We start from the raw sequence: 15,038 nt of genomic DNA, 5'->3' as shown, positions 1-15,038 counted from the left end.
CAAAATTTTATTAAAAAGGAACCAAGGTTCTTTTTTGATGTAAAATATCTTTATGACAATAAGAAAAACAAAAAAACAAAACATAAAAAGCATAGAAGAATCAAATGCAATAAAGCGAATAGGCGCAATAATCAAACAGCATAGGCTTGAACTTACCGATATAGCTAAAACTAGAGAAAAATTTGTCTATGCGGATCATGTAGGTTTAGATCCTGATTGGATAAGTGTAAAAAGCCTGGCAAACATCGAAAATGGAAAAAATCTTCCATCGATTTTAACATTATTTAAATTGGCAACAGCTCTTCAAGTTGACGCACGGGATTTATTTAAAGAAGTAGCTGAAGCAATTATAGATCCAGGCAAATCAAAAAAATAATAAGTTGTCCAATCAAGATTAAAATAAGAAATTATTATTTAGCTTAATATAATACGCAGTGATATTTATGCAATGACCAATAACTTTATTGCCTATCTTTTCGGAGAATATGGAAGTTGGAGCCATAATCACCTGATTATCTCGGGCACCAGCTCCTGCAATATCTAACTAATATTCTCAGCAACTATTTTGACAATGTACAACCTACCTAGCATTATTTGCCAGTTTTGGGAAGTTTGAGAATTTAACGTCGCTTACGTTTTAGTATAAGTTACCTACCACACACATACGAACAACAATCCTATTCTTTAAATTTTCAACTGCTTTTATGTAGATTTCATGCAAAAAACTGTTTGTAGATTGTAAATATGATATTTTAGGATATTATTATATTAAGGAATATCGCTGTAGATAGTAGATAATAATCAGAAAAATTTTGATGCTACTTGTAAACAAACAGCAAACTGGACACTGGAGGCAACTATGTTGCTTAATTTTAGCGTAGAAAACGCGCTAAGTTTTCGTCAATCGCAACAATTCAGCATGCAAAGAACCGTACATGCAAAAAACAGTTCGTGGCCCCATCCAGATGTATCAACTCTTGCAGCCATTTACGGAGGAAATGCCTCAGGGAAAACAAATCTGCTAAAATGTATAGCATTCTTAAAAAATTTTGTGGAAGGAAGCTTCAAAAGCGGCAACTCAAATTCAAAAATAAATGCACTTCCTTTTCTTTTGAATAAAGAGTCTGAAAATAAACCTTCAACGTTCTTTATAGAATTTATTGCAAGAGATAAAAACAGGTATAAATATTGGTTCACCTTCAATAATAACTACATTATTGAAGAGGTACTATGGCTTTTCCGCTCTACAACAAACAGAAAAACTGTGCTGTTTGAACGAGAGCATGGCAAGCCAATGCGATTTGGCTCAAATCTAAAAACCATAGGAAAAACTGTAGAAAAAATTACAAGAGACAACGCATTATTTCTATCTGCAGCTGCAGCATCAGGAGTACAAGCATTGCAAGCTGCATACGAAGAAATAACTTCTACACAGCAATGCAGAACAGTTGACTTTGATAAGTATTCCAATAATTTGATAACAGTTTTACAAGAAAATCCAGATTTTGCATCCAACATTAGCAAGTTGCTAAAATATGCAGATTTAGGATTAAAAGGTGTAACAGTCCAATCCGAACAGCTAGATGCTAAACAATCAGAAAAACTAGCGAGACTCGCAAATCTTCTTAATGAACTTGACGGAGATAACAATAAACTTACAGATAACACTTCTGAAAACACTGAAAAATTGCAAAAATTTAGTGTTTCACGTTTAATGTTTACACATTCTGGTCAAAAAGATTGCCAGCTTCCTGAGGATTTTGAATCTTTAGGAACTAAAACAGCATTATTGCTATTTGCTTTCGTTATAGATGCATTATCAAAACATTCCATACTTCTAATCGATGAAATCGACACAAGTCTAAGCATGCAATTCGTGTCTGAAATACTCAAGCTTTACAGTAATCCAGAAACGAATCCTAACCAATCGCAATTAATTTTTACTACTCACGATTTAAGTCTTATTAGTAATTCTGGAACCGACAAAACTATTCTCGACAGAGATCAAATTTGGTTTATAGAGAAAAACACATTAGGCGAATCTTCACTACATCCACTTACGGAATGGGAAAACCGCAATGTAAACTTTGGTAAAAACTATCAACACAACATATACGCTTCAGCACCACAACCGTCTCTATATGATGTTTTTGCGGAAATACTTACAAATACTAACAGAAGCTAAAACACTACCAGTATTCAAAACGATATAAAACACTAGTATTCATGAGGAGCGGGCTATGGTTCATGTTCCATCACACGGCCGTTCGAAGAAACAGTCGAAACGAAATAAAAGATTCCTCATTGTTTGTGGCGGTGTAGTTACAGAGTTTGAGTATTTTAGCTATATAAAATCAGAAGTAAGTAAATATTGTGCTGCATCATGGGATATTCATAAATCAATTAACATAGAAAAAGAGGGCGTAGACCCACTCACTTTAATGAATTATGCAATTAAACTTGAGAAATTAGACTGCAAAGAAGCAAAAAAGAAAACTACGATCCGTTTACACTGGTATGGGTTGTAACAGACGTTGATGAATTTGGAGAAAAAATTCAACAAGCTCAATCTAAGTCGGATTCAACTTGTGGGAAGATAAAATTAGTAATTTCCAACCCTTGCTTCGAAGTATGGCTTATTGACCATATAAAAAGCTGCCCTCTTTCTTGCACAGAAACGCGAGATTGCCAAAAAGAAGCAAAAGAACTTGGACTACTGCACAACACTACTGGGAATAAAAATAAGCATATCCAATTAGAAAAATTAACTGGAAACTATAAGAATGCTTTTAAAAACGCAAAGCAGCATATGCAAACCGAACAGAGAGAAACTCGCAAAAATCACCCTTCAGTAACTCAAAAGTCAAACTACGCTCCTTGGACAGATGTTCCAGAAATAGTAGAAACAATATTAAATGAATGCAAGCGTGTATCAGGAGTAGATTTGTCAGAAAAATTGTGAATTAATGATGTAACTACATATGTCTTCATTACTGTTATTAACAGCAATAATCTAGATGTGGGTGAGATGATGGCGCAATATTGATGAGTCATCACGTCTATGGAGTAAATTATCACAGTCACGGAAGTTAAAATGACAGTCATAAGTCGACACATCTCGGTCAAAATATGTAAGATCACTGTCAAAATATAGTAAATCATGTTCAAAATCGAAAAAATGACAGTCATATATACGAAAATCACTGTTATGGACGAGAAAATGACAGTCACAACACTTTTATCACAGTCATGGCCATGATAAACGTAAGCAGCGCAAATATACAAAAATCAGCAACTAAATTGACTCTAACCAAATGGACAAATAATCGAATTGCAATAAATAACCAAGCATAACTAAAATTTGCGAAAGAAAAACGCTAAAATAGTGAATATGAGTGCAGTAACGACGCAATACGTTGAAGCAGCTGGCGGAATAATCTATCGCAAGCGCAATATTACAAACAACTCAAACGCAGGCGAAGATGCAAAAACAGGAAGCAATGCAATAAAGCCTAGCGATGCAATAAAGCCCAGCGACGACGATTTTGAACTTTGCCTAGTCTACCGTCCTAAATATGACGATTGGAGCTGGCCAAAGGGCAAAAACGAGCCAAACGAATCACATCGCCACACAGCCGTGCGCGAAGTTGGAGAAGAAACAGGATATTCAGTCACGCTAGGTCCACACATTGCCAAAATAGAGTATCCGCTTGAGCGCGAAGGCAAAAAATCTTCCAAGAACAGCTCATCAAATAGCAGCCAAAATCGCAATTCCCAGCCGGAAGTAATAAAGCGAATCCATTACTGGATGATGCGCTTAATCGACAAGCCAACTGCAGCAAAGCGTCTCCCTGCTTTCGGACCAATTAAGCCAGCCAAGCCTACTGAAATTAGCAATGTTTTATGGCTCACTCCTTCTCAAGCGCGCAAAAAACTTACGCACGATAGCGACCGCGAAGTGCTGGATGCTTTCTTAGAAAAGCTCCACGCAGGTCAAGCAGAATATAGCACGCTGCTTTTGGTGCGTCACGGAAAAGCTGAGTCTCGAAAAACTTGGCAAGGAAGCGAAGCGACTCGACCAATCACACCTCTTGGAGCAGCCGCATCATACGCTCTAGGACGCGAGCTTGCCTGCTACGCGCCGAATAAAATCATATCGTCACCTTGGAAGCGTTGCGTTGAAACGGTTGCGGCTTTTGCACACGACTCTTCACTTCAAATAGAACAGGTTGCGGAACTTACTGAAGACCATCACGAGAAACAACCAAAATCTACATTGTCTGTGCTTATAAACGAAATACAAAATCTTGAGTGCCACACACAAAATACAAGCGAAACTAGCAATGCAAGCACAACTAACAACGCAACCGTCATATGCTTGCACCGACCGGTTATTGGCACTTTCTTTGATTATTTGCGCGAAATAACAAAGCCTCGAGCACACAAGCGCATACTCAGTCAAAAATCTCCATATATGCCTACAGGAAGCGCAATAGTTTTGCACATAATTAGTACTCCTAAAGGCGCTCGCATTATTGATATTGAAAAGGTTCTTCCAAGTGTCTACTAGTTTAAATTCGCAATCGAGTTCTATTCATTCAAGCAGATCTGCTTTTATGCCAAGTCCTACAGGCTCTGCCCGCCCAAGCCGACCTGCACAAATGGATCCTGCAATGCTCACGCAGATTGAAGGCGGCACGGATCCGCAGGTTGTAAACGAAATTAGCCACACCTCCGCCGCCGTTCTGCTTAACCGCGTTCATAAAACGCAGTCGCCGGAAATTGTTGAGCGCGTGCTGAATTTGGTTGAAAATGAGGGCATTGAAGTTATTGCAGATTTGTGGAGCCATGCGGAAGCAGAGTCTATTCCTGGAATGTTGTGGCGACTTTATTTATTGCGAATGTCGCTACGAAAACAGCGCGAAGCTTACGCTGAGTACTGGAGTCTTGGCGAACCTGAAACAACAAGCGCATCCGCTATTACAGGAATTGACGAAGCTCCTACAGGAGAAGATATTGCGCGACTTGCAGATTCTATTCTTTCTGGTGCTTTTACAGGCGATTTTGCTGTAGCGCTTTACCGATCTTCAGCTTTTACTTCGATTATTGCGCGCGGAATGCAAGTTTACGCAAAAAAGTTAGACAAACAAGCAAATACAATGCACACGCAGAAAATTGCAAAAGTTTTGCATATCTCAGCAAATATGCACGCACTTTCGTTATCTTTTGCTCATGGAGCGAAATTATGGCGCGCAGAAAAGTTGGAATAAATTATTTGCGATTAAAATTGTGCGGCGCGTGAAAATAGAAAACAAGGTATACTCAAAATGATGCTGGCTTGTGTTTAAGCCCCGGGCTCCATTTTTTGCCGCTGCGAGCGGCGTTTGCGCCGACAGGCGCTTTCGCAAGTCAGTATCGTTTCTGTTCTGAATCTTGAATTTTAAGTTTTAGTTTTAGTTTTAGTTTTTAGATTTTGCTAGCTAATTTTAGATAAAATATATATTTTTACTCACATTTGTTTATATTTTGCGCAAAAATAACGGCACGCCGATAGCTTAACATGCCATGCTTGCATTACCCTAGAAGGTATGGATCTTCATGTTTTACATCATCCGCTGGTGGACCACAAGCTCACCGTTTTGCGTGATAAGAATACACCTTCTAATATTTTCCGCGAGTTGGTTTCCGAATTGGTAACCCTCGAAGCATACGAAGCAACCCGTAATTTGGAAGTTAGCGATCGCGAGATTGAAACTCCTATTTGCAAGATGACTGGCAAGCATTTGAACCGCCCACGCCCAATGGTTGTGCCGGTTTTGCGCGCTGGTCTTGGCATGCTCGATGGCATGACTCGCCTTCTTCCAACCGCTGAGGTTGGATTCCTTGGCATGAAGCGCGACGAGCAGACGCTCGACATTGTCACTTATGCCAACCGTTTGCCAGAAGATTTGACCGGTCGTCAATGCTTCCTTCTTGACCCAATGCTTGCCACTGGTGGCACTCTTATTGCCGCTACGCATTATTTGGCTGAGCGCGGCGCTAAGGATGTTACTGCTATTAACATTTTGGCAGCCCCAGAAGGCTTAGAGCGCTTGGAGAAGGAACTTGATCCTTCCATCGATTTTAAGGTTGTTGTTTGCGCTGTTGACGAGCATTTGAACGACAAAGCTTATATCGTTCCAGGTCTTGGCGACGCTGGCGACCGCTTGTATGGTTTGATTGATTAATACACTCACCAAATCAAGCGAAAACTAGAATCAAAAACTACAAAATAGCCTGCTGATTTGCAACACTTTGCAAGTTCAGCAGGCTTTTGTGTTTAGCGTTAACAAATTTTAGCGCAGATAAATCTCTTACCGAGGACGAGTTACGGCCACTTCGCGAGCGCGCTCTGCTAATTCGTCTAGTTTCGCAAGCTCCGCGCGTTGAGCATCAGTTTGCTTTGGCGAAAATTCGCCGTAACGATTTTGCGCAGCAGTACGGATTAAAAAGTCAGCCAGACGCGGATTTTTCGGCAAAACTGAGCCGTGCATATACGTTCCAATAACATTGTATTTGCGCGCTCCTTCCGTGTGATCCTTGCCATTATTACCGCAATTTTCACTATCAACCGAGCCAAGTGGATGAGTATCACCCTCCAAGCTTGTGCGCCCAGAATGATTCTCGTAGCCCACAATATCGCCAAAATCGTCGCTATGTTCCACAAGATTTCCAATCATGCGCACATCTTGACCAACCGTATGCTCGCCAAGTATTCCAATTCCTTTAAGCTTTTGACCATCAACGGTTTCAAAATACTCTCCAAAAAGCTGGTAAAGACCACAAATCATAAGCATTGGAACGCCATCTTTTGCAAGCCCACGAATCGCGTCTGCTCGCGCAAATAAATCTTCAGTGACTCTACTTTGACCATGATCTTGACCACCGCCACCAAGAATCATATCCACGTGTTCTGGCCATAAATCGCCAACATTGTACTCGCGTAGCACAGGCTCGTAGCCATACAATTCCGCTCGGCGCATAATTGTAAGCACATTCCCGTAGTCCCCGTAAATATTCATGTCTTTCGGGTACAACGACACAATATCTAGCACGCGATTTTCTTCAAAAGTAGCATTTGCTTTACTAATATCACTGGAACCATTCATGACAATTACTTCCCAACTCCAACGTCTTTAACTTCCGCAAGTTGTGCTAAAGCAGCGCGCACGCGAAGCATAGCAGTATACGTGCAATATATGCGCTTAGCATTTTTAGTATTGCCACTAAAATCGCCATTTACAAAAGCTTTAGCATCTTCTTCCAAATCCGTATTCACATTGCGAGCCTCAACCTTATCGTATTGCAACCGCAAAGCCATATCCCATGCGCGAGTGCCCGAAACACACGCAACTCCAGTGCCGCTAAAGCTTGCAAAATCAACGTCCCACAGCCAGCTCATATCTCTACCGTCAGCGTATTCGTCACAAATTGCAATCATGGTATCGTGATTTTGTGGATGGTCCGAAGCAATCGCAAGTCTAAAACCAATAGGATTCTTCACTAAAACAAGCTCAACAGGAGCGCCATTAACTTCAATTACTTCTCCTCTACCAAAAGCAGGAGTTACGTGCGAAATCGCTTCCATAAGCGCGTCGTCGTCGAATTTTTGCAGCGCAGAATTTTGTTTTGTAGCATCCGCTAATATAGCGCGAACTACTGTTGCAGCTGCAGCAGCGTTGAAAATGTTGTAAGCGCCGTCGAGTTTTACAGATGTGGTTTTACTCTTGCCATCAAGTATAAACTCGGCCTCATGGTCTCCAACTTTTGAAAGCACAACGTCTGCTTTAGGAAGATTGTTAGCCTTGCTTTCTGCAGTATCTTTGCAATTTTCGCTTTTTTCAGCAGTATTGTGCAAATCATCATCCGTTGGGAACATGCTTTTTACTGCGTCATCCAAACCAAAATACCGCACACAAGTCCCGGAAGGAACAACTTTTGCAAGCGCGCAAATACGTGAATCTTCGCGATTTAGCACTACCGTTCCTTCAGTTGCTGCAGCTACATTGCTTAATAGTTTTGCAGTTGTGTCAATTTCGCCGAATCGATCGAGCTGATCTCGCATAACATTTAGCAATAAAGAATAACGAGGCTTGATTTGATTTACAAAATGCACTGCGTACGCTTCGTCGAGCTCTAAAACTGCAATATCCGCATTTAATTTTGTGCCAAAAGCCGGCATTATTTTTGCAAGAGATGCCACTACTCCTCTAGTAAAGTTTGAACCGGTTGGATTAGTAAATACATTAAGCCCTGCGTCACGCAGCATAGAAGTTACCATACGCGTTGTGGTAGTTTTGCCATTAGTTCCGGAAATAAGAACTATTCCGTATGGCAATGATGCAAGAGTACGCGCTAGAAAGCCGGAATCAAGGCTCTCAATAACTTTCCCCGGCAATGCGCTTCCGCCATGATGTAGCACCCTAGAAAGAGCGCAAACAAGTTTACCAACAGCAGGCATTGCAAAACTGTACCAATGCTTATGCAAATTTTGACGCAACTTTTTATGCGATTCATGGTCGCGGCTTGACATACTAAATCACACCCCTTATTGCTGGTAGTCTTGCGGCATATCCATGAACTTGGAAGTTGCACCCAAGAAGGCAAGATTAAACGTGTCAGTAGGGCCGTTACGATGCTTTGCCATAATAATATCTGCTTCGCCTGGGCGATCTTCCTTATTGTAAAAATCAGGGCGATGCACTAGGAACACAACGTCAGCATCCTGCTCAATAGAACCAGATTCGCGCAAATCTGAAAGCTGTGGTTTCTTGTCGTTTCGCATTTCCGGCCCTCGGTTAAGCTGGCTCAATGCCACAACTGGCACTTCAAGCTCTTTTGCAAGCAACTTAAGCGCACGTGAGAATTCCGAAACTTCCTGCTGTCGGCTTTCCACGCGCTTGCCGGAACTCATCAGCTGAAGGTAATCAATAACTACCAGTTTCAGATCATTAGTTTGCTTCAAACGACGGCATTTTGCGCGAATTTCCATCAAGCTCATATTTGGACTGTCATCAATAAAAAGCGGAGCGTTTTGCATTTTTGTCCAAAAAGTATTAAGAGTATTCCAACGATCCGGAGTAATATCTTCCGCTCTTCGCATAGCAGCAAGCGGAATATTAGTTTCTGCAGCAATAATGCGCTGAGCCAATTCCACTTTGCTCATTTCTAGAGAGAACACAATAGACGTCATATTGTGGTGCAGTGCTGCTGAACGAGCGAAATCAATGCCAAGTGTTGACTTACCCATAGCCGGACGACCAGCAACAACAATCATTTGACCAGGCTGCAAACCTTGAGTAACTTCGTCAATATCTCTAAATCCAGTCGGCACACCTTGCTCAAGTTCATGATTTTGCATTTTATCGAGCTGATCAAGAGTATTTTGCAAAACTGGGCCAATAGCAACGTAATCTTGACGCACTTTGCCGGCACTCATCTCATACACTTCTGATTGCGCAAGATTTACAATATCTTCTGCTTGCGCTCCGGAAGCAGAATAGCCCATTTGCGCAATTTTTGTGCCAGCAGTAATAACGTTACGAAGAACAGCATTTTGGTGCACAATATCTGCGTAGTACATTGCGTTTGCGGCTGTTGGCACAGAAGCTACTAGGCTGTGCAAATAGTCAGCTCCGCCAACTTTATCGAGATTTCCATCTTTCATTAATTCGTTAGCTACAAGCACAACGTCAACAGGCTGTGAGCCAGCGAAAAGCGTAAGAATAGCATCATAAATTGTTTGGTGCTGCGGTAAATAAAAATCTGATGTTTCAAGCAATTGAGACACTTCGCCAATAGCATCTTTGCTCATAAGCATTCCGCCAAGCACAGCCATTTCTGCATCGACATCGTGAGGAGGCACACGATCAAACAACGTAGCACCTACTTCAGCACCACGATTTGCAACGCCAGAACCATATGCAGAGACGTCACCATTGCCACCACGATTGCTCCCTACGCGGATAACATTGCCTTTAGTAGATTGCCACATATCATTATCTGCCATAAAAACGAGTATAAACGCGCGCACGTATTATGAAAAAACGTAAATGTATTAACACAAAACTTTATTTACATTTTTAGCGCAGAGTCCATCCACGTATCATTTCTTATGCGCAAACTATTGCCTATTGCACGCCCCCCAATATAAACAGCATTTAAAACAACCCATAAAGTAATAGTTCTTACCACGTCATTAGCGTCGACGACGACATCGAAAACGCTTGTGAGCGCCAAAAATGTTAAATACACAGCAGCCATTACTGAGCAAGCTTTTGCTAAGTAACGGTGATCGCCTGCGCCAATTAATACGCCATCTAGTGCCCACATCCATCCAGCAAGAGGCAAGAACAATCCTAATATTGTCATACCTACAGAAATTAAAAACTGGATATCTGTATGCTGACTAAATAGTGGCGCGCAACTCCAACCCACGAAAATCATGAATAAACCGACTCCTACGCTGCTTACAGCTCCCACTTGAGCACAAATACGCGTAATCATTCCTGCGCGCTTACGACAGCCTGCACCTAGTGCTGCAGCAACAATAGTCTGCGCAGCAATACCAATTGCATCTAAAATATTCATAACAAAATTCCAACAAGAGTTAGCAACCTGATACGCGGCGAGAGTATTAGTACCGAGATGAGTCGCAGTAACAACCGTAGCTACCATGCACACGCGCAATGCAAGTGTACGAACAAACAAAGGCATACCAGTTCCAGCAGAATGTAGAATATGCTGGAAATGCGGTTTGAGACGCGCACCACTTTGAGTAGCCCAAATAACTGCAGGAATAGTGAGAACAAGTCCCATGTACCATTGCGCAATCATTGTTGCAATACCAGAACCAGCGATTCCCATATTGAGACCAAATACTGCGATTACATCGAGAATGGTATTTAGAACAGCTCCACTTACAGCAGCAAATAATGTTATGCGCACGTTGCAAAGACCGCGAAATATGCCATTTGCTGCATACACGAGCAACATCGCAGGCAATCCAGGCATAACCATTTGTGTGTAAACGATAGCATTTTGCAACGTAGAGCCACGCGCGCCTATTGCGTAACATAACGGTTCAGCGGCGAAAATAAGTATGACTGTAAGAATTATGCCAAGCAATAATGCAAGCCACAACCCATCCATACCAATGCTAAAACCTTCTCGACGCTTACCTGCGCCTAAGAGACGCGCAACCTGTGAAGTTGTATTGTAAGCCAAAAATAAGCAGAGACCTGTAGTAGTAAGAAGTACCGTTGATCCAATAGAAAGACCCGCTAGAGCACTTTTGCCAATATGACCAATAATAGCAGTGTCAATGAGTACAAATGCCGGCTCAGATATGAGCTGTCCAAAAGTCGGTACAGCTAGTAGCCAAATATTGCGCAGTACGTCTTTTTTGTTCTGGTTGTCCAACTTTTGATTTGTCATAATGCTTCATTCTACTGCTACTTTGTCACGCTTGCATAAAAGAAAATTGCAATATGCTAACAAATTTTATGCAAAAGCAATTGCGAGTGAAGTAACACAAATATGCGTAAATCGCAAATAAAAATATTATTTTAAAAAGTTATCCGCAGGATATCCACAATGTTATCCCCACTATGTGGATAAATTTGTGTGATATCCACGTAGACACGCCTAAAATGTGGATAACTTATCTTTTTTATCCACATCAAGCAATTCGTGCGTGTCATATGAATAACTTATTCACTAAAAATAAGTTATTCATTAAAAAACTTGATTTTAAATTAGCAAAAATAGCAAAACCGCATATCTTAGATAAGACATGCGGTTTATACCAACATAATTCGAACTTGCTGCTAAATCATAACGCTTACGCACATGCGTCTATTCTTTAGCACTATTATTTCGTTTTTCTGTTTTTTTATTCTTTTGCGATGATTCATCTTTTTTTACAGTTTCAAACTCTTCTTCAGAAGAAGACTCTTTTTGCTCAACTTCAGATTTAGAATCAACCTCAGAATCGCCTTGCTCAGGATTTGCCTCAGATTGATTAACCATAAAATCAGATTGTTCAACCTCGTTTTCACCCATATCAATATCAACAGAAGTAAGAACAGCCATTTGAGTTTTATTTGCATCATCATCTGCAACAGCAACTACAGCGCCATCATGACTTTGTGCAATAGAAGAAAAATCGTAAGCACGCTCTCCTTGATCAACCAAATCAACGCCCTTACGTTCCTTAGCTTCCGAAATACGCCATCCAAAAAGCTTTTCAAGAACAAAAGCTAATACTGCAGTTACAGCACCTGCATAAAGCACCGTAATCCCAATTAAGCACAGTTGTGCAACTAACTGATGCCAATCACCAACAGCAAGTAATCCAGAACCATCAGCAAATAAGCCTACTGCAAGCACACCAATAAGCGCAGCAACACCATTCACGCTAACTACATGCAAGGCACCATCGTAGCGCACAAAAGTACGAGAGTGAGTCACTAGAGAAGTAATAACACCAGAAAGAACACCCAAAACTAAAGCCCACAATGGAGCAATAACATCCGCGGCTGCAGCACTTGCAGCCAATCCAGCCATAACACCAGACGCAGCTCCCAAAGCAGTAAAGCATCCAGAGTGTAAACGTTCAGTCACACCCCAGGCAAGCATTGAAGCAGAAGCAGTTATTGTGGAACTCACCCAAGCATAACCTGCAACTCCAGGAACGCCTGCAGAAGAACCAATCATTAACCCAAGCCAACCGAACCAAATCAAGAAAACGCCAAGCATAACGAAAGGAACATTATGCGGATGGCGAGCAGCAACACCATTTTCAACGGCTGACTGCGTTGCAGTGGATTCAGCAGCAACCTCAGTCACTGTAGCAACTGGAGAGACAACAGTCTCACTAGCAGCATTTTTAGCATGCTCAACATCAGCCCACAATGCGCGCGATAAACGACTTTTAGGATTACGCGAATTAGTAGCTCCAGAATTAGCATTGCCACTCGTATGCGCAACATTCTTAATATGCAAAACAAAACGCTTAAGAGGGAAGTGAGCATGTCCGCCAATAATCATAACAATTGCAAAAGCCGAAACAGCCGCAGCAATATGCAATATAGAGCCACCTGCGAAGTCATGCACTGAAATACCTAACGCCTGTGAAATAGCACCATTAGGCGAAAGCAATCCACCACCGCACACCATATGTGCTAATGGAGCGAATACTAAAGTAATCCACACAGCTACGAAAATAAGCCAAATAGCGTAACGCACTCGACCGGCTAGAGCTCCAGTAATAAGCGCTACTGCAACAACAGCACATGCTAAACGAAAAGCTGCAGGAATGCCGCCAGATAATCCGGAATTTGCGTCCATAGACGTAAACACACCATGATCTGCCACCATCGAATCACGGAATAGCAAACCACTCAATGGATCACCTATAACACCACCAGCCATATCTTTGCCAGCAAAAGCTAACGACCATCCCCACAGCGTCCAAACCAGTGTGGTTACAGCAATAGCGCCAGCTGAAAGCATCATCATATTCACCATGGAAGTAGCGCGTTCACGGCCTCCATAGAACAGGGCAATACCCGGCGTAATAATAAACACCAACGCGCCAGCCAACAATGCCCATTGCGGATCCATTGTGGTCATTTTTCACCTCAATTATTTGAAACAGCGCAACAATAACATCATTGCAGCTTAAGTATTACTTTATATAACTATTGTACCGAGAAACTCTTATAGCCAAAACTCATAAAGACTTTAGTGGAACATTAAAAACTACCACTCATGCAACTACATCAATGCTCAGCATTAAGCGAGCAAACCGTCTACGAAGCTTTGAGCATCAAACGGCACTAAATCATCTGGTCCTTCGCCAAGACCTACTAGCTTAACCGGTACACCAAGTTCATGCTGTACAGCTATAACAATTCCACCTTTAGCGGAACCATCAAGCTTAGTAAGGACTACGCCCGTAATGCCAATAGCTTCAGCAAATACTTTTGCTTGAGACATGCCATTTTGACCAGTAGTAGCATCCAATACCAGCAATACTTCATCAACAGGCATAGTTTTTTCTATAACCCTACGAATTTTGCCAAGCTCTTCCATTAAATTTGCTTTATTCTGCAAACGACCAGCAGTATCTACAATCAATAAATCAGTTTGCTCTTCTTTTGCCTTATTCGCAGCAATAAAAGCAACAGAAGCAGGATCAGCACCATCTTTATTTGCACGAACAACTGGCACGCTTACTGCAGACGCCCAAGTTTCAAGTTGATCAGCTGCAGCCGCACGAAAAGTATCTGCTGCAGCAAACATTACTGAACGTTTTTTGGCAATAAACAATCGCGCTAATTTACCAGCAGTAGTGGTTTTACCGGTGCCATTAACGCCGACCATCATAATAACGCTAGGATGATGCGCATTTGATTTATCTACATTTAAGCGTCGATCAGCGTCTTCATCTACTATTTTCAATAGTTTTGTACGCAATGCTGAATGCACATCTTCTGAATTAGAGGTACCAGCAATGCGTGCATCTTTGCGTAGATCTTCTACTAATTCTTCACTAGCTCGAGAACCAACATCGGCCATAAGAAGAGTATCTTCTACATCTTCCCAATCTTCTTCCGAAAGATGGTCCTTGCTTATGATATTAAACAATGCACGACCAAATGGATTTGCACTATGAGCCAAACGTTCACGAAGACGTTTAATACGCGAAGAAGTACTTTCTGGCAATAATTCAGACTTTACTTCTTCATTAGGTACAACAGCGACGTTACTTTCTATCTGTTTTTCAGATTTTTTTGTTCCACGCGCTTTAGTTTTGCTTGTATCGATTGCACTATCAACGCTTTCAGGAATTACTGGTCCATGACTATTGCTGTGAATGCGCAAAATCACTGCAACTGTTACTAATAAGATGACAATAACAACAGCCGCAGCCGCAAACCAAATTAGCATGTTCATATCCATAACCATATTCATGACATCAAGACTATGAAAGT

General features: G+C 41.5%; 13 protein-coding genes. 7 read left to right on the top strand and 6 right to left on the bottom strand.

Annotation, left to right across the window (positions count from 1 at the left end):
- The first annotated feature begins 52 nt into the window (after positions 1–52).
- The 7 genes from HXT41_RS04755 (at position 53) to upp (ending at position 6,227) form a co-directional block, all read left to right on the top strand.
- Complete coding sequence (locus HXT41_RS04755) at positions 53–376, top strand: helix-turn-helix domain-containing protein (protein WP_103013760.1); 324 nt, start codon at positions 53–55, stop codon at positions 374–376.
- Between the two features lie 483 nt (positions 377–859).
- Entirely contained in the window at positions 860–2,185 is a 1,326-nt protein-coding gene (locus HXT41_RS04750; protein WP_103013759.1) for an AAA family ATPase, read from the top strand.
- Between the two features lie 55 nt (positions 2,186–2,240).
- Positions 2,241–2,528 carry an RloB family protein gene (locus tag HXT41_RS04745; RefSeq protein ID WP_233186330.1) on the top strand — a complete coding sequence of 96 codons (288 nt, stop codon included), beginning with the start codon at positions 2,241–2,243 and terminating at the stop codon, positions 2,526–2,528.
- Entirely contained in the window at positions 2,468–2,962 is a 495-nt protein-coding gene (locus HXT41_RS04740; protein ID WP_369827464.1) for an RloB family protein, read from the top strand. The genes HXT41_RS04745 and HXT41_RS04740 overlap by 61 nt, the downstream gene beginning before the upstream one ends.
- Before the next feature lie 429 nt (positions 2,963–3,391).
- Positions 3,392–4,570, top strand: coding sequence for an NUDIX hydrolase (locus HXT41_RS04735; RefSeq protein WP_199172866.1), 1,179 nt, complete (start codon positions 3,392–3,394; stop codon positions 4,568–4,570).
- Between the two features lie 46 nt (positions 4,571–4,616).
- Positions 4,617–5,270: a thymidine phosphorylase gene (locus HXT41_RS04730; RefSeq protein ID WP_076003122.1), complete on the top strand. Its 654-nt coding sequence runs from the start codon at positions 4,617–4,619 to the stop codon at positions 5,268–5,270.
- Positions 5,271–5,588: 318 nt separating this feature from the next.
- Positions 5,589–6,227, top strand: a complete 639-nt coding sequence (gene upp / locus HXT41_RS04725; RefSeq protein WP_004136544.1) for a uracil phosphoribosyltransferase — start codon at positions 5,589–5,591, stop codon at positions 6,225–6,227.
- Between the two features lie 126 nt (positions 6,228–6,353).
- On the opposite strand, the gene HXT41_RS04720 is transcribed toward upp, so the two are convergent.
- The 6 genes from HXT41_RS04720 to ftsY form a co-directional block, all read right to left on the bottom strand.
- Positions 6,354–7,148 (bottom strand): type 1 glutamine amidotransferase, encoded by a 795-nt coding sequence (locus HXT41_RS04720; protein ID WP_103013757.1) that lies wholly within the window; start codon positions 7,146–7,148, stop codon positions 6,354–6,356.
- Between the two features lie 5 nt (positions 7,149–7,153).
- Entirely contained in the window at positions 7,154–8,572 is a 1,419-nt protein-coding gene (locus tag HXT41_RS04715; RefSeq protein WP_004110124.1) for a Mur ligase family protein, read from the bottom strand.
- Positions 8,573–8,587: 15 nt separating this feature from the next.
- Positions 8,588–10,048 (bottom strand): replicative DNA helicase, encoded by a 1,461-nt coding sequence (gene dnaB / locus HXT41_RS04710; protein WP_076002551.1) that lies wholly within the window; start codon positions 10,046–10,048, stop codon positions 8,588–8,590.
- 65 nt (positions 10,049–10,113) lie between these two features.
- The gene (locus HXT41_RS04705) at positions 10,114–11,475 is read right to left on the bottom strand and encodes an MATE family efflux transporter (protein ID WP_004110141.1); all 1,362 of its coding nucleotides are present in this window, start codon (positions 11,473–11,475) and stop codon (positions 10,114–10,116) included.
- A gap of 420 nt (positions 11,476–11,895) precedes the next feature.
- Positions 11,896–13,674: an ammonium transporter gene (locus HXT41_RS04700; protein ID WP_012913714.1), complete on the bottom strand. Its 1,779-nt coding sequence runs from the start codon at positions 13,672–13,674 to the stop codon at positions 11,896–11,898.
- Between the two features lie 162 nt (positions 13,675–13,836).
- Positions 13,837–15,018 (bottom strand): signal recognition particle-docking protein FtsY, encoded by a 1,182-nt coding sequence (gene ftsY / locus HXT41_RS04695; protein ID WP_004110147.1) that lies wholly within the window; start codon positions 15,016–15,018, stop codon positions 13,837–13,839.
- Positions 15,019–15,038: the final 20 nt, after the last annotated feature.

It is taken from the genome of Gardnerella sp. DNF01189 (assembly GCF_049244195.1).
Taxonomy (GTDB): domain Bacteria; phylum Actinomycetota; class Actinomycetes; order Actinomycetales; family Bifidobacteriaceae; genus Bifidobacterium; species Bifidobacterium swidsinskii.
This window is presented reverse-complemented; position numbering and strand designations above follow the sequence as displayed.